A 19871-nucleotide genomic window follows, 5' to 3' on the forward strand; every position below is an offset into this window, starting at 1 on the left:
TTTTATTTTTAAGCATGGCGCGTTAAAGGACAGCCCTTGGGATTAAAACCGTGTATGAACGGTTATTCTACACCATACTGTTGTTTATACGATTTCTCCAGCTCAGTCACCTGTTGCAGCAATTGTTTTTCCGAGGTGGAAGCCAATATACTTTTATAAGCACCCAGAGCCCGTAAAGCCGTCCCGATATTTGAATATTCCAGTTCAGCTTTTGTTTGGGCGATATCCTGGTACCAGCGCATATTCTGCGTCATAAATTTCAGATTACGATTGACAATTTCATTCGCACGTTTCGTTTCACCAGTTTCATACAACACATTGACAATTGGAATATAGCCTAAAATATCACGCATCAAGTACACACGTTTTGGCATCTTCTCATAAGTTTCAACAGCCACTTTACGTGCCTCGTCTTTATGACCTTCCATCATTAACTGTGTGGCAGTACCACCCATGACTGTATTTGTAATCATGGTGATCATGCGGTAGGATTCAGGATCTAAATAAGAAGCATTCGCCATATTACCCCATTGATATTTCGTTGTAATATCCTTAAAAGCAGACTGTGTATCCACTAAAGTTCCTTCAGATCCTGCAGGAGTCGCAATAGGCATTAAACGCAAGGCAAAACCTTCTTGTACCAGGTACTTATCCAATCCAAGGTAGTTGTCGTTTGGAACGGTCGCCGCAAAGTAAATTGGACGTTTCCAATTATTGTTCAATAATACGTTTAGGATCGACAATTCCGCTCTAGACACATAGTTTCTATTATAAGTCCATGTCATCGTATCGACGATAGATTCCTGCCAAGCTTTTGGTACCACATTATTTTTTAGCACAGCTTCCTTGTTTACCGGAAGGCTAAAGTTTTTGGTCGGTAAAAAGTTCTCAAATTTACCACCGCGTAATTCCAGTTTATTTTTTTGGTCATCAGACAATAAAATCTGCATCACCAAATCAAGATCTACGTGCCCGGGTACTTTCATATCTTGATAATAAAGTACCTCACGAACACCTTTTTTGAATTTTTCGTCATCAATATTGATCGGTAAGCCATCTGCCTGATTGACTTTTTGTTTCATTTGGCGCATATACCAATCCGAACTCAAGAGACTTAAGTTCACCACGCGTACATCCGGACGATAATTTTCAACTTCTTGTACATACCACAATGGATAAGTATCGTTGTCACCATAAGTGAACAAGATCGCATTTGGCGCACAGGAAGCTAAGTAGTTTTTCGCCAAGTCACGTGCTGTTGTTTTTTCTGAGCGATCATGATCATCCCAGTTTTGGAATCCCAACAATACCGGAGCTCCCAACAAACAAGCCGCTGTAGCTATACCTGCTGCCATCTTACCATCTACTTTCTTACTTAGATAATCCGCAATGGCAAATACGCCCAAGCCAATCCATATTGCAAAGGCATAGAATGATCCCGCATAGGCGTAATCACGCTCACGCGGCTGCAATGGACTTTGATTTAAGTATAATACAATCGCCAGACCTGTAAAGAAAAACAGTAATCCCACAATTCCGGCATCCCGTTGTCTTCTGCCAAAGTGCCAGAACGCACCGATCAAACCAATGATTAGCGGCAAGAAATAGTATTTATTATTTGAAGGATCCGTCTTCAATGAATCTGGAATCGCATTCTGTCCACCATTATGCATTTGGTCAATAGGCTTAATACCTGCTTGCCAGTTGCCCTCCGTGAAAGAGCCCTGTCCCTGTTGATCATTTTGGCGACCGGCGAAGTTCCACAAAAAATAACGGCCATACATGTGCCCGATCTGATAACTGAAGAAAAATTTCAGGTTATCACCGAATGTAGGCGATTGCCCCTCCGGAAGTTTTAGATAATCCCGATAATATCCATCATGCCCATCCCGATTACTATAAACACGCGGAAAGAACATCGTCTTATCGTATTTATAATCCATTCCATTCTCTACTTTCGTGTATTTATCCTTGTCTTTTCGATAAGTATAAGTTGGCACAGCATCCACTACTTGTGCATCGAAAGTCGGCCCGTTTAGAAGCGGCTCACTCGCATATTGCTCGCGTCCCAAATAACTTACAAAAGAAAAGGCATTGTCCGGATCACTATTATTTAAGGTAGGATTCGCTTTAGCACGTACCATGATCATCGCAAAGGAACTATACCCAAAGATGATAAACGCGGTACTGATCAGGATCAGGTTCAACATCGGTTTTGCTTTTTTGATCGAGTACCAGATACCATACACAAAAAGAGCAACCACTAAGATCAAGAATAGATTAAATCCGGTACCGAAGCCCATTCCCAGACTATTTACAAAGAATAAGTCAAAATAAGCCGCTGCTTTGACCGTGTATTGTATAATACCCCATAAAATCAAAGCCAGTACCACAACACCGATCAGGAATGCTTTGGTTGCTCCAGAAGAAGTCACTGTTTTTGAGCGTTTAAAATAAATTACCAAAGCAATGGCCGGAATCACCAAGAGGTTCAATAAGTGGACACCGATGGAAAGACCCATCACATACGCGATAAAGATCAACCAACGGTCAGATCCAGCCTCCTCAGCATGATTTTCCCATTTTAAGATCCCCCAAAATACAACTGCGGTACAAAGCGAAGACATGGCATACACCTCAGATTCAACCGCTGAAAACCAAAATGTATCCGTGAACGCATAAGCCAATGCACCAACAGCACCTGAACCAAATATTTTGATCAAGTCCGTTGAGGTATAGGACTCGCCGACTCCTTTTGCAACGACTTTCTTTGCAAGGGCTGTGATCGTCCAGAACAAAAACAGAATCGTCAGACCACTACAAACAGCAGATCCCACATTCATCCAAAAAGCGATCCGTGTGACATCACCCCCTGCTAGATTCGAGAAAATGTTTTGAATCATTAAGAATAAAGGTGCCCCTGGCTGGTGCACAATTTGAAGTTTAAAGGCTGAGGCGATAAACTCACCACAGTCCCACCAACTCGTCGATCGTTCGGCAGTCATGACATACGCTACTGTTGCAATGAGCGCACATATCCATCCTAAAAGATTGTTGATTTTAGTATAGTTCATAAAATGATAACTGTAAAAGTATTATAATACGGCTCGAAAATAAGGATAAGTTAATAAGAAATGAACTTTATTCTGATTTTTTAACACATATTAATTGAAAATTTTCATTACGCGATGCAATATTCGCTGTAAAGAAAGCAGGACAAAGCCATTGATAAGCTGGAGCAGGCCAATACCTAAGCTAAAAAACAGCAAGTATGTCTTAAATTTTCGGGCAAAACAAAAATTATTTATTTGAAAATCAAGCCCAATGCACTTTACAACACATTTTTATTTGCAGAAATAGGAATAGTCCGTATATTTGCATCATCAAATGTGAACGACATCATCACGATAACGAACACAATTGAATTGTTTGTCCGATAGTATAAGGGTAGTACGACAGTTTTTGGTTCTGTTTGTCTTGGTTCGAATCCAGGTCGGACAACAAACAATAGAAAAGGCTTGCAATTGCAAGCCTTTTCTGCGTTATATGCAAGGCTTATTATTTATAAAAGGGTTTAGATTTTTTTTAATTTGAATTTTGATTTTTAAAACAAATCTCTATCTTTGCGTCGTCAAAAGGAAAAAGACGGAAACGTTGGCTTTTTTGAGACATTGTCCGATAGTATAAGGGTAGTACGACAGTTTTTGGTTCTGTTTGTCTTGGTTCGAATCCAGGTCGGACAACTTTTAAAGTTAAGAGTATATGGATTGTGCAAACAATCCATTTTTTTTAATGTTTAGCTTTAAAAAATATTAGGGAATAAAATATTGAATAAACGACAATACAATAACCCAACATAAATATACAAAACCATGCCTTTGCAATTCAACACGGTTAAACTATTTGCAGGTTCTGGCACTACAGAACTGGCTGAAAAAATCGCACAATCTTACGGGAAACCTCTAGGGGACAAAACATTATCGCGTTTTAGCGACGGTGAGATTCAACCATTCTACAATGAATCTGTACGTGGAGCCGATGTATTTATCATCCAATCTACCAATCAACCTACCGACAATCTTTTTGAATTATTGTTGATGACAGATGCTGCAAAGAGAGCCTCAGCGCACTACATTACAGCGGTTGTCCCCTATTTCGGTTTCGCAAGACAAGATCGAAAAGACAAACCAAGAGTTGCCATTGGCGCAAAAATGATTGCCAATCTGTTGACAGCAGCTGGGATTCACCGCATCATGACAATGGATTTACATGCCGCACAAATCCAAGGTTTTTTCGATATCCCTGTTGATCACCTCGATGGCTCCATTATTTTTGTTCCCTACATCAAATCCCTAAAACTCCCTAACTTGACAATTGCATCACCGGATATGGGTGGATCATACAGAGCACGTACTTTTGCTAAATTCTTCAATGCAGAAGTGATCATCTGTGACAAACGCCGTAAACGTGCAAATGAAATTGAGTCAATGTCTATCATTGGTGATGTAACGGATCAGGATGTTGTATTAATTGACGATATCTGTGACACAGCCGGCACACTTTCAAAAGCTGCTGCTTTGATCATGGAAAATGGCGCGAGATCCGTAAGAGCGGTCTGTACACACGCTGTGTTATCCGGCAAAGCTTATGAAACAATTGAAAACTCCGTGTTATCAGAAATGATCGTAACAGATACCATTCAATTGGATACAGAAAAAGCAAAGCAATCGACAAAAATCAAAGTGTTGTCAACAGCTGATCTGTTTGCTAAAGCAATCACCAGCGTCAACCAACATACATCCATCTCTGATTTATTTGACGTCGAATAGTATATCGTATTTAGATATTGGTATGGAGACTCTGGTATAGTAAGCCTTCGGCTGAAATACTGGAGTCTTTTTTTAGTATTAAGTATTGATATAATAGTATTTAGACTCTGATATGGTAAGCCGGAGGATAGACAGTTTGTTTTTTATTCATGTCCTGCACAATTGGCCCTCTCTAAACAAGCATATAAGGACGCCGCGGTTATACTTTAACAGCCCCTCCTCAAGTCAGCAACTTACAAAATAGCATTAGGGATCTTAGTCACTCAATATCAGCAACTTTTTTTGATAATACCAAAAATTAAATTATCTTTGCACCTCAAAATTTATAAAAATTAAAAGATGAAATCAATTGCTATTAGCGGTTCTGTAAGACAGAACGTAGGGAAAAGAGATGCAAAAGAATTGCGTTACCAAGGTTTAGTACCGGCAGTACTTTACGGAGGTAAAGAACAAACTGCTCTTTCTGTATCCGCAGCTGATTTGAAACCAGTTCTTTACACTGCTGACGTTATCATCGTAGAATTAAACGTTGACGGTCAAACAAAAAGAGCTATCGTTCAAGATGCACAATTCCACCCATTGACAGACCTAGTTACTCACGTTGACTTTTTAGAATTATTTGATGACAAAGAAGTATCATTGAATATTCCTATCAAATTAACAGGAACATCTCCAGGTGTTAAAATGGGGGGTAAATTAGTTCAAAAATTACGCAATTTACGCGTAAAAGCATTACCTGCTAACTTGCCACAAGAAATTGAAGTACCAATGGAATCTTTAGAAGTTGGTAAATCATACCGTGTAGCTCAAGTTCAATTGGACAACGCAAAAGTATTAAACAATGCTGACGATACAATCGTATCCGTTATCATGTCCCGTGCATTGCGTCAAGCTGAACAAGAAGCAGCCAAAGCAGCTAAAGGTGGTAAAAAATAATCTGAACAAGATTCTTAAGATACTACAGAAAGCACCGAAATTCGGTGCTTTTTTGTTTATTAAATTTTTATTTTTGCGTCATGAATTATCTTATCGTTGGATTGGGAAATATCGGAAGTGAATATGCCGATACGCGGCACAATATTGGTTTTATGGTTGCCGACGAGCTCGTTAAACAAGCTGGCGCTAGTTTCTCCCTGTTAAAATTAGCCTATTACAGCGAATTTAAACAAAGAGGGCATAACGTAACTGTCATCAAGCCGACTACGTATATGAACCTCAGTGGTAAAGCAGTCAATTATTATATGCAGCAATGTAAAGTGCCGATTCAGAATGTCTTAGTGATCGTGGATGATCTGGCGATTCCATTTGGTTCGCTCCGGATGAAACCCAAGGGAAGCAGCGCCGGCCATAATGGGCTTAAGTCCATCGAACAGCTTTGCGGTGGACAGGTATATCCGCGTTTACGCTTTGGCATTGGTGACAACTATCCAAAAGGCAGACAGGTGGACTACGTCCTTGGTCCCTTTGACAAAGAAGAACAGGTAGAACTTCCTGCTTTAATAGATCATTCTGTCAAAATGATTCAAAGTTTTGTCAATATCGGCATCGAGTTGACCATGACCAATCTAAATACAAAATAAAAGGGACTGATGTCCCTTTTACTTTATTCCATCTGAAGATAATCGTTATTACCCTTTATCTTTTAGGCCAACAGCACGCTTTCTTTCGGCATCTAGCTCTGTTTTGATTGTTTTCTTTATCTTTCCATCCAGTGGCTCCCTATCTCCCTTCCCGTCATTCAATTCCCCCGCTTTTTTCTTTGTCGTTATGAGAATAACACCATTCGCCCCCGCTGTACCGTAAAGACTTGTTGCACTCTGATTTTTGAGAACTTCGATGGACGCAATATCTTCGGATTTCAGATCATTCCGGTCTTTAGATTGCACCTGACCATCAACAACAAACAACGGCTGTTCTTTTCCCGATAGCCCACGGATCCGGAGGCCATTAATATCCCTTGGTTCTCCCTCTACCTTCGTGTATGTTGCAGTTTGCGCCACAAATTTCGCCGTTTTCACCGGGCTATCACTTTGCGCAGCTTTTCCCTCAAAGGTTATCGTCTTAGGCTCATTTCCCTTATCACCCTTTTTATACCCCACTACCGTAATTACCCGCTCATCTGGGGTATTTTCTGATTTGTGTTTGTGGGATGCTTTATCCACTTTATCCGGATTTTCCCTAGCCCATTTTTTTGTGGTCACTTCAATAACACCATTTTTCCCTTCACGTCCATATTTTACCATAGCTGAAGCATCCTTTAAAACATTAATACTTTCAATATTATTCGGATCAACACCCTTCATATCCTCAGAATTCATCTTAACCCCATCAATCACATACAAAACATCAACAGGATACTTTATCGTATGGGATTTTGTTGTACCAACGGAATCCTGCTTCACTTGAAACCCCACCACCTTGCCCTGAAGGTTATTTTCAGATTTTTTTGTGGCATTTCCGATTTTAGTCGTCAGCAAAACAACGCCATTTTTACCTTTCTCCCCATAAATTGCTGTAGCCGACTTGTCTTTCAATACTGCCATAGATTCGATCTCCTCTGGAGCAACTGCATCCAGTTCTTTTTTGCTAACAACTATGCCATCCAACACAAACAATGGATTTCCAATTACGTCAGAGGTACCTCTCAGTCTCAAAGAACCAATCTGATCGCTTAATAAATTAGCTGTTTTCTTGGAGCGGTTTGTATCAATCTTTATCGTATCTGTCCTTATATCTTCCTGAAGCACTTTTCCCGCTTCACCAACCATCTTCACTGACAACGTGGAATCCCGCTGTTGACCTACCTCCAATTTATGGGCAGGCAATTGAATCGGCAGCACGGTTTCATTTGCCCGCTCAACAACCCCTTCTATGCTGCCCTCCGCTTTGCTTACAGTAAATGCTGCTCCCGTTAGTAAGAATATAGGCAAAAGGAAGGCATATTTACTCAGTTCTATTTTGGATGACCTTTTCTTATTCATCATCATAATGCGACGTTTTAATAGTTTAAAATTAAATTGATTGCTCAACCCTATTGAAGTGCCCTTTTTGGACACATTCAACAGGCTATATTGGTACGTCTGTTTGTCAATTCCTTTATTGAGCACCTGTTGATCAGTCAGAAACTCCAAATTTTGGCGAATGGCTCTGCGCATGAACCAGACGAAAGGATTGTACCAACAACACACCAATATCATTTCAAACAATAAAATATCCAGACTGTGAAGGCCTTTCACATGAATATCCTCATGCTTAAAAATATCTTTCAGCTCAGCATCCACATGCTGTTCTTTGTTGACGTAAATTTTATTCAAAAATGAGAATGGAACAATAGGAATGATGACATTCCGAAATAGATAGGATCGCCACTGATCCGCTCTAGAGTGCAGATGAATCCTTAATAAACTCAACAGTTGGAATAGAAGCCTCAACATCAACAATATTGCACCTAATATAAATACCAACTCCACCAAGCTTGCCACTGTTAACCTCTCCTGCACCTGCTGTTCTCCCATATAAAGGAAAATCTGCTCACCAACACCCCCCATATCCAACCCGCGCCGCACAAACAGCGATTTTAAATCCAAAAACGGATATACAAAAGCAAATAATCCGCCTATTAAAAAGTAGAATCTATTCAGTGAATAGAAGGTTAAGCCTTTCAATAGCCCGACATAACCCAAATAGATTATACTCAACAGCAGATTGACTTGAATGATATAGGTCAGCAGGTTTTCCATCGTATTACGATTTGTTATTTTTAATCATATCCATGATCTCCTTCAGTTCATCTTCAGTCAGCTTTTCCTCTTTCACGAAAAAAGAAACCATCTCTTTATAAGAATTCTTGAAATAATCACCGACAAAGGAATTCATAAACTTAGCTTTATAGTCCTGTTCGCTTACCATAGGTTCGTAACGTTTCGCATTGGCGTAACGGACAGCTTTCACAAAGTCCTTGCGCTCCAGATTCTTTACCGTTGATGCCAAGGTTGTATACGGCATTTTTTCACCCTTGATATTATCCAGAATCTCTTTGATAAAACCTCCATTTAGGCTCCAGATAGATTGCATTGCCTGTTCCTCTTGCGCTGTTAACTTTTCCATGTATTAATCTTTTTTACTAATCTTTCACTAATCTACGAATAATTCGTAAATACCAAAAATATTTTACTTTTTTTATTTGTATCCCCGTAAACAGCATCTAAAGCCCCGATTTTTTGTAACGTTACAATATGAATCATTATTTGACGTATTTAAAATCAATCCTATCGAATATAAGATGACTGGCCGAAAATTTGTTATACCTTGTTTTTTATTTTAACTTTCGACTGTATATTATTTTATTTTCGCTACTAGACAGGCGGTATTGTGATGAAAATATACATGCCCTTCTATGCTGGAAATGAAACTTTAAAACAGGAATAATTCAACACAAATACAATAAAAATAAATGGCCAAAAGCATCAAAGCGATCAAATGTCCTCATTGTGGCAGCATAAAAGTCAGCACAATACGTCCCGACTTTTACAAATGTGACAGCTGCGGAACTGAATTTTTCTTAGACAATGACGATATTAACATCAATCACAATTACAATTATCCACGCAACAATACGGATCAATATAAAGTAATACGGATTGTACTATTTGCCGTTGTTGGTTTTATTGCGCTCATGTTTTTAATCGGAGCTTTAAGCGCCATTTTTTCCAAAAAACCCGAACCGAGTTATTCGACCTATAGTTCGTCCAACACTGCTGACAAAAAAGAAGAAGCCATTACGCTGGAATGGAATTACGCCTCAAATGAATTATTTTTGGACAAAAACAATATTCCCCACGTTGTCGTGGTGGGGAATGTCCGGAATTCAAAAGCGAGATTTGACGAAGGCAAAGACAATAAAGTCTATATCGGATTATTTGATCCCAAAACGGGCAAAAAGGAATGGATAAAGCCATTGATGGATACACCCGTCGAATTATCGAGTAGCGACGTTAAATTACAGGTGTTTGAAGACCAAAACCTGTACATCATCGTAAAATCCAAGTATATCTATCAATTGGACAGAAATAGCCTCACCTACAAAAGTGTTCTTGAAAATTATGTCAAAGATGCCCCCTCACTCAGCACGGGCATTGCCAAAGTTGAATTTAAATACGAAGATTATGGATCTTCCTATCAAATAGTAAATAATGAAGGGCAAAATCTTGCCTATTACCCTTTAATCAATAAATCAATACCGGATAAGCAGCTCTACGATGAAAGAAGGAAAAAACTTCCCAATCCGAGCACAAAAACTGAATTCACTTTTTCAAGTAAATCCAGTTATTACCCCGAGGAGAAAATTCAGTTAATCCAATACAATTATTATTATCAATATGGATATCCCAAAGATAGCCCCCGCTTTTCATGGGATAAAGATTATGGCAGATCAGGTATTTTTACCGACCGCGATCCCTACAAAAAGGTGCTGATCAATTCATGGCAATTTAAGGGAGCCCGTCTCATTAGTTTTAAAGACTTTACACCGGGTCGGCTCTATTTTCAGCCTGTAGTGGTTGCTCAGAATGACAAAACGCTTCTGATTGCATACAAACCAACACCTGCGGAAGACGATCCTTTACAGATCCAGCTATTGGATGTCGCTACAGGTGCCATACAAAAAACAGTCACAACAGACCTTAAATCCATTTATGGAAATGGCTGCCTGCTCAAAGATGGTTTTATTGTCAAAGGTTCAAGCGACTATTACTATTTTGATAATAGCGGAAAACAAATCAATAAATTCGAAGGGTACAACCCCAAATTCGATACACTAAACTAAACACTATGGGACTATTCAATCTTTTTAACAATCAACTATCCGAGGTCATTGAGTGGAAAAATCAAGACCCTCGTATATTATGGTATAAATTTCCTTCCGAAAGAAATGAAATTAAGAATTCCAGCAAACTGATCCTGGCTCCAGGACAGGGCTGTATTCTTGTCTATGAAGGAAAAGGCGAAAACCTCCTTACGGAGGCAGGTACCTATAATTTAAAAACGGACAATCATCCTTTCTTCACCACATTAGCGCGATTAAGACAAAATTTCGAGTCAGAGCACAAGCTTTATATTTATTTCTTTCGTACGGCCGCAATTGTCAATCAATCCTGGGGAACAGGAAACCCAGTCAAATATATTGACCCACAATACAATCTGCCCGTTGAAATAGGCTTGAACGGTACTTTTTCTTACGTCATCAAAGATCCGGTACATTTCTATAAAAATATCGTCGCCAATCAAAACACAGTTAGCACGGCAGTCATTCAGGATATTATTAACCAACGAATTCCACAACAGATTGTCTCACAGATTGCGCAGAAGAAATTAGGTTACAATGAAATCGATAGTCAGTTGCCTATTTTGTCCACAGATATCAAAACAGCGGTTGAACAGGATTTTAAAGATCTCGGTTTAGATGTTACAGATTTTAAAATCTTAGGAACCCAATTTGACTCAAACACACAACGTCGGATTGGTGAAATCGCTGACTTGACGACACAAAATCAAGCTGCGCAGCAAGCAGGCTTGAGCTATGTGGAACTGGAAAAATTACGCGCCCTTCGGGATGCCGCTAAAAATGAAGGTGGACTGGCAGGTATTGGTGCGCAACTTGGTGTCGGCATGGAGCTGGGCAAACAATTTGATCTGCAAAAAGAAGAGATTAAAGACAATATACAAGCGGAAGGAGATTTTGTCGAAAAACTACAAAAACTACAATTGCTATTACGCGAAAACATCATTACACAGGACGAATTCGACGCGCTCAAAAAACAGATTCTCAACAAAATATAACCCATCATGAAATATATCTTTGGCATATTATTTACCCTGGTTATCCTATTTGTCGCCACCTATTTTCTATTGGGACTCTGGGGTATCCATTTTTTAGATGCTGAAAATTTCAGCAAAATCCTATGGACAACAGGAATTCTAACGTTGACATCTATTATTTTGGTATGCTTCGTCATCTTACCTTTTTTTGGTTCGGGCAAAAACGGAAAATATGAAGATAAAGGGAAAGTCGCTCAGCGAAAAATAGATTAATATTTCGGACATAATAAGATAGTGTTAAATTTGAATAAACTATTTGCGTATTTAAGTAAATCGTTATTCAATATTATCCAAAATGACGTAATGATGTCATTTAAATTCCAAAAGAACTTTCAGTTTTAAATATCAAATAGTTAAATTTGTGAGATTAGCATACAAATCAGATATAAGATAATATATAAACATGTCAGATAAAGCATCTATAAATTTAGACGGCACTTCTTATGACCTTCCGGTCATTGTCGGTACTGAAAATGAAAAAGCAGTTGATATTTCCAAATTAAGAGATCTAAGTGGATTTATTACGTTAGACCCGGGATACAAAAATACGGGTGCAACAAAAAGTGCGATTACTTTCCTTGACGGTGAAACAGGTATATTGAGATATAGAGGATATCCAATTGAGCAATTGGCAGAGAAATCGACTTTCCTGGAAGTTGCTTATTTATTGATCTATGGAGAGCTTCCTAAAAAAGAGGTATTGGAAAAATTCAGAGCTGACATTAAAAAGCAAATGATGATTCACGAAGACATGAAAAATTTCTTCGCCGGATTTCCATCCAAATCCCACCCAATGGGCCAACTTTCTTGTTTAGTAGGTGCCTTATCTGCATTTTACCCTGAATCTTTAAATCCAAACCTAACAGACGAAGAAGAAGATCAAACGATCATCAATCTTTTGGCAAAAATGCCAACGATCGTTTCTTGGATTCAAAAGAAATCACTAGGTCATCCCGTCGTTTATCCTAAAAATAACTTAGGTTACATAGACAATTTCTTAAACATGTTATTCGGCGAGGTTAACGACGAAAAAACATTCGACCCTGTTGTGATTGATGCCATGCACAAATTGCTTATTTTACATGCTGATCACGAGCAAAACTGTTCTACATCAACAGTTCGTATCGTAGGTTCATCGAATGCCAACCTTTATGCGTCTGTTGCCTCGGGGATCAATGCCTTGTGGGGTCCGTTGCATGGCGGTGCCAACCAGGCCGTAATTGAAATGCTTGAAGCGATCAAAAATGATGGTGGTGATGCGGAGAAATACCTAGCAAAAGCCAAGGATAAAAATGATCCGTTCCGTTTAATGGGATTTGGTCACCGTGTATACAAAAACTTCGACCCTCGTGCTAAGATTATCAAAAAAGCATGTGATGATATTTTAGAAAAATTAGGCGTTCAGGATCCCGTATTGGACATCGCTAAAAAACTTGAAGCAGCAGCATTAAATGATCAATACTTTATCGACAGAAAGCTTTATCCGAACGTCGATTTCTATTCAGGTATTATCTACCGTGCATTAGGCTTTAAAGCAGATATGTTTACCGTACTATTTGCGTTGGGCCGTCTTCCGGGATGGATCGCGCAATGGAAAGAAATGCGTGAAAACAAAGAGCCTATCGGCCGTCCAAGACAAGTATATGTCGGACATACAGAACGTAATTACGTTGAGTTCTCAAATCGTTAATCGATTGATTTCCATAAAAAAAGCATCCCAAGGGATGCTTTTTTTATGGAAATACTGTTACAGCAGCTTTTCCAAAAAAACACTATGTGATAGCACGTTATGTAAACATAAAGTCTATTATTTTTCTGACAACATCCTCAGTTAGCAGCTTACATATCCAAAATCTAAATACTCAAATCTAAATACTAACCTCTCTAATATGTCACGATAATCTACTTGTTAAGTATATTTTAATTTTTCCCTATCGAAATTCCCTGTTTTTCGTTAAGTTTGCGTATTCATTGGTCGCTTATTAAAAATCATTATAAATAAGACTTGATAGATACAATACTACATATCTTGGTTCCCATTGCTATTTTCACCTTTATAGCAGCATTTACCTTATTTGCAGTATATGCCGAACGTAAGATTGCGGGATTTGTCCAAGATCGTCTCGGGCCAATGGAAACCGGAAAATATGGCAGCCTTCAGACCATAGCCGATATTCTCAAATTACTTCAAAAAGAATTAATAACACCGACATTAGCCGACACAATTCTCTTTAGAATTGCCCCGATTATTATTTTTGTGGCTGTTTTCACAGGTTTTGCGGTCATTCCCTGGGCCAAAGATTTTATTCCGGCGAATACACATACTGGGTTATTCTTTATTATGGCGATCATCTCCATTGATGCCTTGGGAATCCTGATGGCTGGCTGGGGATCAAACAATAAATATTCACTGCTCGGATCTATGCGTGCCATCGCCCAAATGGTTTCTTATGAAATACCCGTCGGGCTCTCCCTGATTACCGTCGTGATGTTAACACAGACCTTAAATCTCAACGAAATCGCAATCGGTCAGGGCATTCTGACCAACGGAAGTATCAAATTTTTAGGTTTTTGGGAAGTTAATGAGATTGGCGGAATTTTCGCCTGGAATATTTTTCAGGCCCCCCACCTAATAGTAACCTATATCATATTCTTTATCGCAACGCTTGCCGAATGTAACCGGGCGCCATTCGATATTCCCGAAGCGGAATCTGAATTGGTCGGTGGTTTCCATACGGAATATGGCGGGATACAGTTTGCCTTTATCTTCCTGGCCGAATATGCCATGATGTTTTTGGTAGCGATGTTGGGTGTAGTCCTGTTTCTGGGTGGATGGAATACACCGCTCCCTAATATCGGCGCAGTACGATTGGCAGACTGGACAACAGGCCTTGCCTGGGGAATCTTTTGGACCTTGACCAAATCGTTATTTATCGTCGGAGTACAAATGTGGATCCGGTGGACCTTACCCCGATTACGTGCAGATCAATTGATGAGCTTATGCTGGAAGGTATTGACTCCGTTAGCCTTTGTTTGCATGGCCATTTCAGCCATTTGGAGAATTTTAATTATAGCATAAGATATGATATTTAAAACGGCTTCCCACGCATTTCGTACAGCAATCAAAGGACTATCTTTGACTGTGAAGCACTTGTTTGGCGCCCGACGTTCGCGTCAGGAATTGAATATCAAAAATGATAATTACTTTGACCGACAGGAGGGCATCGTTACGGTGCAATACCCGGCCGAAAAAATGCCTATTCCTGAAGTTGCCCGTTATCAATTGCAGGTGGATATTGACGATTGTATCGTATGTGATCTCTGTGCCAAAGCATGCCCTGTAGATTGCATTGAAATTGAGGCGATCAAATCGCCGGAAGCGATCGGAAAAACTTCAGACGGTAGTGTAAAACGGTTATATCCAGCCAAATTCAATATTGACATGGCCAAATGTATGTATTGTGGCCTATGCACCGTTGTCTGCCCTACCGAATGTATTGTCATGACCAACGAATATGATCGCAGCTCGCAAAAACTGACCGATCTGATCTACGGATTTTCGGACATGACCGACGAACAGGTTGCGCAGCGCAAAGCCGAATGGACGCAATTTCAAGCTGAAAAGGAGGCAGCAAAGCAAAAATAAGAACATGGAAATTATTTTATTTTATGCCTTCGCTGTACTGGCAATCGGATCTGCACTTTTATTGGTTAATCTTAAAAATATAGCCCGCGCCCTATTTTTATTTTTCATCGTTCTCTTTGCGATGGCGGGTCTCTATCTCTTTGCCTTAGCAGATTTTGTAGCCATCACACAGATCATGGTTTATGTAGGCGGTGTGCTGATCCTTATGCTGTTTGCCTTTATGCTTTCCAACAAAGAACTATTGAAAGATCTTCAGGACAGCAGTGGTTCATTTTTGAGCATGCCCAGGTGGCAAGCAGTTGTATTGGCAATAGGTTTTCTAATACTTATGATCTTTGGTATTACAGAATGGCACCAGTCCATTCCTACCTGGATCCAACAAGCCAAAGAAAATAATACGGAGATTATTCCAACAGATAATAATATTCAACAAATCGGATTACGGTTTATGACCTTCTATGTATTGCCATTTGAAGTCATATCGGTTTTTTTGATGATGGCACTGATCGGAGCGTCACATTTATCCAGAAAGGAGCGCAATAGATGATTACACTAACACATTTTTTGGTTGTTAGTGCCTGCATATTCTGTATTGGCCTTTATACCGTGCTTTCAAAGAAAAATGCCATTATGATCTTAGTAGGTATCGAACTGATGATTAATGCAGCTATCCTAAACTTTGTAGCTTTTGGCAAATACGATAAAGTCAGTTATGGCGGACAGATTTTTGCCTTATTCGCCATTGTCCTTGCTGCTGCTGCAGTTGCGGTCGGATTAGCATTGGTCCTGAATGTCTATAGACACTATAAAACCATTAATCCGGATGAAATAAAAGAATTAAAAGATAAGTAAGAATTGGATCCAGTTGCCCACATATCACCCATATACACCGCGCTGATTGCAGTAGTCGCACCATTTATTGCCTTTTTATACCAAGCGATGGCTGGCAAGCGTGATCAGTCAGGAACCATCTCCCTGATCGGCATCGTATGTAGTTTTATATCCGGTGGAATCACTTGGCTGGCCATCTGGAATCATCCGATCGCATACGCTGAGATCAACTGGTTCACCATTGGTGCTTCAACTTTTAAGGTAGGCATCCTATTGAACAACCTGAGCGCACTTATGCTGTTGCTGGTTCCCACAGTCGCCCTTCCCGTACATATCTATTCGAGAGCCTATATGAAAGGAGACCCGGGCATCCATCGTTACTGGATGTATCTTAGTCTCTTCTGTTTTGCTATGCTGGGACTAGTGGTGATGGATAGCCTGTTGCTCATGTATATCTTCTGGGAATTGGTCGGTTTTGCCTCCTACCTCCTCATTGGTTTCTGGTTTACACGCGAAACGGCTGTTCAGGCCAACAAGAAAGCATTTATCGTAAACCGCATCGGAGACCTCGGTTTTCTGGTTGGTTTAGCAATCATATTTACGCAATTTAAGACGCTCAATCTAGTTGACCTTTTTGGTGAAACGGGATTGATCTATCAGTCTGCTGTCACCAATGGGCAATGGGTCTCTCCTGTCAACAGCATGGACCAGGTTTGGCTTACAATAGCAGGACTGGCATTTTTCCTTGCGGCTATGGCTAAATCAGCTCAGTTTCCGTTACATATATGGCTGCCAGATGCCATGGAAGGGCCGACATCGGTATCTTCGTTGATCCATGCAGCTACCATGGTCGCTGCAGGTGTATTTTTGCTGGCCACCGTATTTCCGTTATTCAATGAAAGTGCATTGATATTTATCGCTATCATCGGTACAATCACCGCCGCAGCCGCAGCCTGTTTTGCATTAGGTCAATACGACATTAAGCGCATCCTGGCCTTTTCAACCATCTCACAATTGGGCTTTATGATGGTCGGAATCGGTATTGGAACCTGGGATGCCGCACTATTCCATTTGGTCACACACGCCTTCTTTAAATGTCTCTTGTTCCTTTCCGCGGGAGCTATTATCCATGAGATGGCACACCTCAAAGCACACAGCCAACTTGATTTCGATCCGCAGGACCTGCGGAATATGGGTGGACTGAAAAAGTATATGCCCAAAACCTTTATCCTGATGAGCATTGCTTCATTGGCACTTGCAGGATTTCCTTTGACATCAGGCTATCTTTCCAAAGATAGTATCATCATCTCTTCCTTTGAATGGGCTTTATCGAAAGGTGATTTTTACCTCATTATACCGGTAAGTCTCATCATCGTCAGTATATTGACCGCCTTCTACATTGGCCGCTTAATCTTTAAGGCTTTTTTAGGTGAACTTCGAATCCTGGATCAGGTTCAGGACAAACTACAAGGTGCCCCTTTGCATGAGGCTTCCAAAACCATGTTGATTCCGATGATGCTATTGGGGCTCTGCTGTCTATTTCCGTTATTTTCTCTCAACCCAGTATCTTATCATGATTCCTGGTTGATGGATGGTTTATTATTGGATGAATATACGTTTGCACCTAGCCACAGCGCTCACTTGATTATTCCATTGATCTTATTGATCGGTTCGGTCATCAGTTGGATAATAGGCTGGAAATGGTACGTACAACATAAATATTCACTTAACAGCAATAGTCTGGCGCTGAAAGCGGCGTTCAACCAAGGCTATATCAATGAACTTTATCAATGGGTATTTGTTGACGGTACACTGAAAATAGCTCGGTTCTGTTATTGGTTTGACCGTTACATTGTGGATTCACTAGTTGCTTTTATTCAGTTTATCGTCCTATCCCTCTCCAGATTGAGCGTGTGGATAGACAAATATATTGTAGACGGTATTGTCAATGCTGTTGCTTCTGTTGCCTACTGGACCGGCAATCAGGTGCGCCTGGTACAGAACGGCAAATTACAGACTGCACTGTATTCCGTTTTTCTATTCGTTTTACTTGGTTTAATTTATCTTATATTTTTCTAGGAAATGCCTATTTTATCCTTACTGATATTTTTACCGCTTCTGGCGACGGCGTTTATCCTCGCCCTACCGACACGATACAAATCGAGTTACAAATATATTGCCTTGGCATTCACGGCTGTGCAATTTGTACTTGCTGGTATATGCTATGCACATTTTGATGCCAACAAAACCGGCGTACAAGATCTGGCGGGATACCAATTTGTCGAACAACTTCCCTGGATTCGCCTGGACTTGGGTTCTATCGGAAAATTAGAGATCGATTACCTGATCGGGATAGACGGTATTTCCATGCCATTATTACTGCTCAGCGCTTTTGTCATGCTGATGGCAATCGGTGCCTCCTGGAACATACAAAAGAGCCCCAAAGGTTATTTCGCCCTACTTATGGTACTCAATATGGCTGTAATGGGTATATTCTGCGCATTGGACTTCTTTTTATTTTATTTGTTCTATGAAGTCATGCTTTTACCGCTCTATTTCCTAATCGGTATATGGGGCGGCGCGCGTCGTGAATATGCGGCCATAAAATTCTTTCTCTATACGCTCTTTGGTTCGGTATTTATGCTATTGATCATTGTCGGTTTATATTTTTCGGTTGTCAATCCCGAAACTGGGGCACATACCTTCAATATGATCTACATGATGAATCCACAGAATTATTTAGGGGATTCCATATTTGCCTGGGATGGCTATCAGGAAATATTGGGTATTTCCGCCAGATTAGTTGGCTTTGTGGTACTCTTTTTCGCTTTTGCGATCAAAGTGCCCATCGTACCGTTGCACACCTGGTTACCTGACGCACACGTCGAAGCGCCGACACCGGTATCCATTATCTTAGCAGGTATCTTATTGAAAATAGGCGGCTATGGCATTATCCGTATTTGCTATAGTATCTTCCCCGACATGGCCGCGCTATCCAATTGGTGGCTAGGACTGATCGGCGTCATCTCCATTATCTACGGGGCATTAAATGCCTTAGCTCAAAAAGATTTAAAGCGGATGATCGCCTATTCATCGGTATCCCATATGGGCTTTGTATTGCTTGGTATAGCCTCATTGACAGCTGAAGGGATTTCTGGGGCGATGTTCCAAATGATTTCCCATGGTTTTCTATCGGCGGCACTTTTCTTTCTTGTCGGTGTGGTTTATGACCGTGTACATGATCGCAACATTTATAGTTTCCGAGGTTTAGCTCAGCTTATGCCCAAGTATACTGGCTATATTGCTGTTGCTTTCTTTGCCTCATTGGGACTACCCGGATTCTCCGCATTTATCGGTGAGGCATTTGTTATCATCGGTTCCTTCAACGCAGCTAGTGTAGGTACAGGGCTCCCCCGTTGGATGGCCTTAGCAGGTTCTATCGGTATTCTCTTGAGTGCGGCTTATCTGCTATGGACACTGCAACGGATGTTTTTTGGAGAGATCAGGCTGAAAGGTGGTGAATCGTGGGTCAATGAACTAACTGACGTAAACAGCCGTGAACAACTGATTCTATTTCCGACCTTGGCTCTTGCTCTTTTATTGGGTATTATGCCATCCTTGGCATTCAGCAACCTCAATGCAAGTGTATTGAATCTGGTCAGCTTTATCCAACAATTTATTTAATCCAG

16 protein-coding genes are annotated in these 19871 nt (G+C 40.3%); 13 read left to right on the forward strand and 3 right to left on the reverse strand.

Going from position 1 to position 19871, the window contains the following annotated elements; translation table 11 throughout:
• Positions 1-62: 62 nt before the first annotated feature.
• The gene (locus D7322_RS00170; RefSeq protein WP_121120478.1) at positions 63-3074 is read right to left on the reverse strand and encodes a glycosyltransferase family 117 protein; all 3012 of its coding nucleotides are present in this window, start codon (positions 3072-3074) and stop codon (positions 63-65) included.
• Between the two features lie 798 nt (positions 3075-3872).
• Here D7322_RS00170 and D7322_RS00190 point away from each other — a divergent pair.
• The 3 genes from D7322_RS00190 to pth all read left to right on the forward strand — a co-directional run bounded on the left by D7322_RS00190 (position 3873) and on the right by pth (position 6409).
• Positions 3873-4829, forward strand: a complete 957-nt coding sequence (locus D7322_RS00190; protein WP_121120479.1) for a ribose-phosphate pyrophosphokinase — start codon at positions 3873-3875, stop codon at positions 4827-4829.
• A 339-nt stretch (positions 4830-5168) separates the two neighbouring features.
• A complete protein-coding gene (locus D7322_RS00195) occupies positions 5169-5765 on the forward strand; it encodes a 50S ribosomal protein L25 (protein WP_121120480.1) in 597 nt (198 codons plus the stop codon).
• 80 nt (positions 5766-5845) lie between these two features.
• Positions 5846-6409 (forward strand): aminoacyl-tRNA hydrolase, encoded by a 564-nt coding sequence (gene pth / locus D7322_RS00200; protein WP_121120481.1) that lies wholly within the window; start codon positions 5846-5848, stop codon positions 6407-6409.
• A gap of 48 nt (positions 6410-6457) precedes the next feature.
• On the opposite strand, the gene D7322_RS28855 is transcribed toward pth, so the two are convergent.
• The gene (locus D7322_RS28855) at positions 6458-8569 is read right to left on the reverse strand and encodes a M56 family metallopeptidase (protein ID WP_121120482.1); all 2112 of its coding nucleotides are present in this window, start codon (positions 8567-8569) and stop codon (positions 6458-6460) included.
• Positions 8570-8573: 4 nt separating this feature from the next.
• On the reverse strand, positions 8574-8936 hold the full coding sequence (locus tag D7322_RS00210) for a BlaI/MecI/CopY family transcriptional regulator (protein ID WP_104383965.1): 363 nt from the start codon (positions 8934-8936) through the stop codon (positions 8574-8576).
• Positions 8937-9282: 346 nt separating this feature from the next.
• Between D7322_RS00210 and D7322_RS00215 the strand changes: the two genes are divergently transcribed.
• The 10 genes from D7322_RS00215 to D7322_RS00260 all read left to right on the forward strand — a co-directional run bounded on the left by D7322_RS00215 (position 9283) and on the right by D7322_RS00260 (position 19866).
• Positions 9283-10653, forward strand: a complete 1371-nt coding sequence (locus D7322_RS00215; protein WP_121120483.1) for a hypothetical protein — start codon at positions 9283-9285, stop codon at positions 10651-10653.
• A gap of 5 nt (positions 10654-10658) precedes the next feature.
• Positions 10659-11666, forward strand: a complete 1008-nt coding sequence (locus D7322_RS00220; RefSeq protein ID WP_121120484.1) for an SPFH domain-containing protein — start codon at positions 10659-10661, stop codon at positions 11664-11666.
• Between the two features lie 6 nt (positions 11667-11672).
• Positions 11673-11918 (forward strand): hypothetical protein, encoded by a 246-nt coding sequence (locus D7322_RS00225; RefSeq protein WP_104383962.1) that lies wholly within the window; start codon positions 11673-11675, stop codon positions 11916-11918.
• Between the two features lie 190 nt (positions 11919-12108).
• On the forward strand, positions 12109-13395 hold the full coding sequence (locus tag D7322_RS00230) for a citrate synthase (protein WP_121120485.1): 1287 nt from the start codon (positions 12109-12111) through the stop codon (positions 13393-13395).
• A gap of 315 nt (positions 13396-13710) precedes the next feature.
• Complete coding sequence (nuoH, locus tag D7322_RS00235; protein WP_121120486.1) at positions 13711-14784, forward strand: NADH-quinone oxidoreductase subunit NuoH; 1074 nt, start codon at positions 13711-13713, stop codon at positions 14782-14784.
• Between the two features lie 3 nt (positions 14785-14787).
• Positions 14788-15351 (forward strand): NuoI/complex I 23 kDa subunit family protein, encoded by a 564-nt coding sequence (locus D7322_RS00240; protein WP_120260076.1) that lies wholly within the window; start codon positions 14788-14790, stop codon positions 15349-15351.
• A gap of 4 nt (positions 15352-15355) precedes the next feature.
• Complete coding sequence (locus tag D7322_RS00245) at positions 15356-15898, forward strand: NADH-quinone oxidoreductase subunit J family protein (protein WP_121120487.1); 543 nt, start codon at positions 15356-15358, stop codon at positions 15896-15898.
• Positions 15895-16203: an NADH-quinone oxidoreductase subunit NuoK gene (gene nuoK, locus D7322_RS00250; protein WP_108635057.1), complete on the forward strand. Its 309-nt coding sequence runs from the start codon at positions 15895-15897 to the stop codon at positions 16201-16203. Before D7322_RS00245 ends, nuoK begins: the two co-directional genes overlap by 4 nt.
• A gap of 3 nt (positions 16204-16206) precedes the next feature.
• Complete coding sequence (locus D7322_RS00255) at positions 16207-18261, forward strand: NADH-quinone oxidoreductase subunit 5 family protein (RefSeq protein ID WP_121120488.1); 2055 nt, start codon at positions 16207-16209, stop codon at positions 18259-18261.
• Positions 18262-18264: 3 nt separating this feature from the next.
• On the forward strand, positions 18265-19866 hold the full coding sequence (locus tag D7322_RS00260; protein WP_121120489.1) for a complex I subunit 4 family protein: 1602 nt from the start codon (positions 18265-18267) through the stop codon (positions 19864-19866).
• Positions 19867-19871: the final 5 nt, after the last annotated feature.

Origin of the sequence: Sphingobacterium puteale (assembly GCF_003627955.1) — a bacterium.
Taxonomy (GTDB): Bacteria; Bacteroidota; Bacteroidia; order Sphingobacteriales; family Sphingobacteriaceae; genus Sphingobacterium; species Sphingobacterium puteale.

What these genes read in the sequence shown, in the direction of transcription:
- D7322_RS00240 (WP_120260076.1), top strand. Translation starts at nt 14,788, where the DNA reads ATGATATTTAAAACGGCTTCCCACGCATTTCGTACAGCAATCAAAGGA.
- nuoK (WP_108635057.1), top strand. Translation starts at nt 15,895, where the DNA reads ATGATTACACTAACACATTTTTTGGTTGTTAGTGCCTGCATATTCTGT.
- D7322_RS00190 (WP_121120479.1), top strand. Translation starts at nt 3,873, where the DNA reads ATGCCTTTGCAATTCAACACGGTTAAACTATTTGCAGGTTCTGGCACT.
- D7322_RS00170 (WP_121120478.1), bottom strand. Translation starts at nt 3,074, where the DNA reads ATGAACTATACTAAAATCAACAATCTTTTAGGATGGATATGTGCGCTC.
- D7322_RS00230 (WP_121120485.1), top strand. Translation starts at nt 12,109, where the DNA reads ATGTCAGATAAAGCATCTATAAATTTAGACGGCACTTCTTATGACCTT.
- D7322_RS00225 (WP_104383962.1), top strand. Translation starts at nt 11,673, where the DNA reads ATGAAATATATCTTTGGCATATTATTTACCCTGGTTATCCTATTTGTC.
- D7322_RS00260 (WP_121120489.1), top strand. Translation starts at nt 18,265, where the DNA reads ATGCCTATTTTATCCTTACTGATATTTTTACCGCTTCTGGCGACGGCG.
- D7322_RS00220 (WP_121120484.1), top strand. Translation starts at nt 10,659, where the DNA reads ATGGGACTATTCAATCTTTTTAACAATCAACTATCCGAGGTCATTGAG.
- D7322_RS00245 (WP_121120487.1), top strand. Translation starts at nt 15,356, where the DNA reads ATGGAAATTATTTTATTTTATGCCTTCGCTGTACTGGCAATCGGATCT.
- pth (WP_121120481.1), top strand. Translation starts at nt 5,846, where the DNA reads ATGAATTATCTTATCGTTGGATTGGGAAATATCGGAAGTGAATATGCC.
- D7322_RS00210 (WP_104383965.1), bottom strand. Translation starts at nt 8,936, where the DNA reads ATGGAAAAGTTAACAGCGCAAGAGGAACAGGCAATGCAATCTATCTGG.
- D7322_RS00195 (WP_121120480.1), top strand. Translation starts at nt 5,169, where the DNA reads ATGAAATCAATTGCTATTAGCGGTTCTGTAAGACAGAACGTAGGGAAA.
- D7322_RS00215 (WP_121120483.1), top strand. Translation starts at nt 9,283, where the DNA reads ATGGCCAAAAGCATCAAAGCGATCAAATGTCCTCATTGTGGCAGCATA.
- D7322_RS28855 (WP_121120482.1), bottom strand. Translation starts at nt 8,569, where the DNA reads ATGGAAAACCTGCTGACCTATATCATTCAAGTCAATCTGCTGTTGAGT.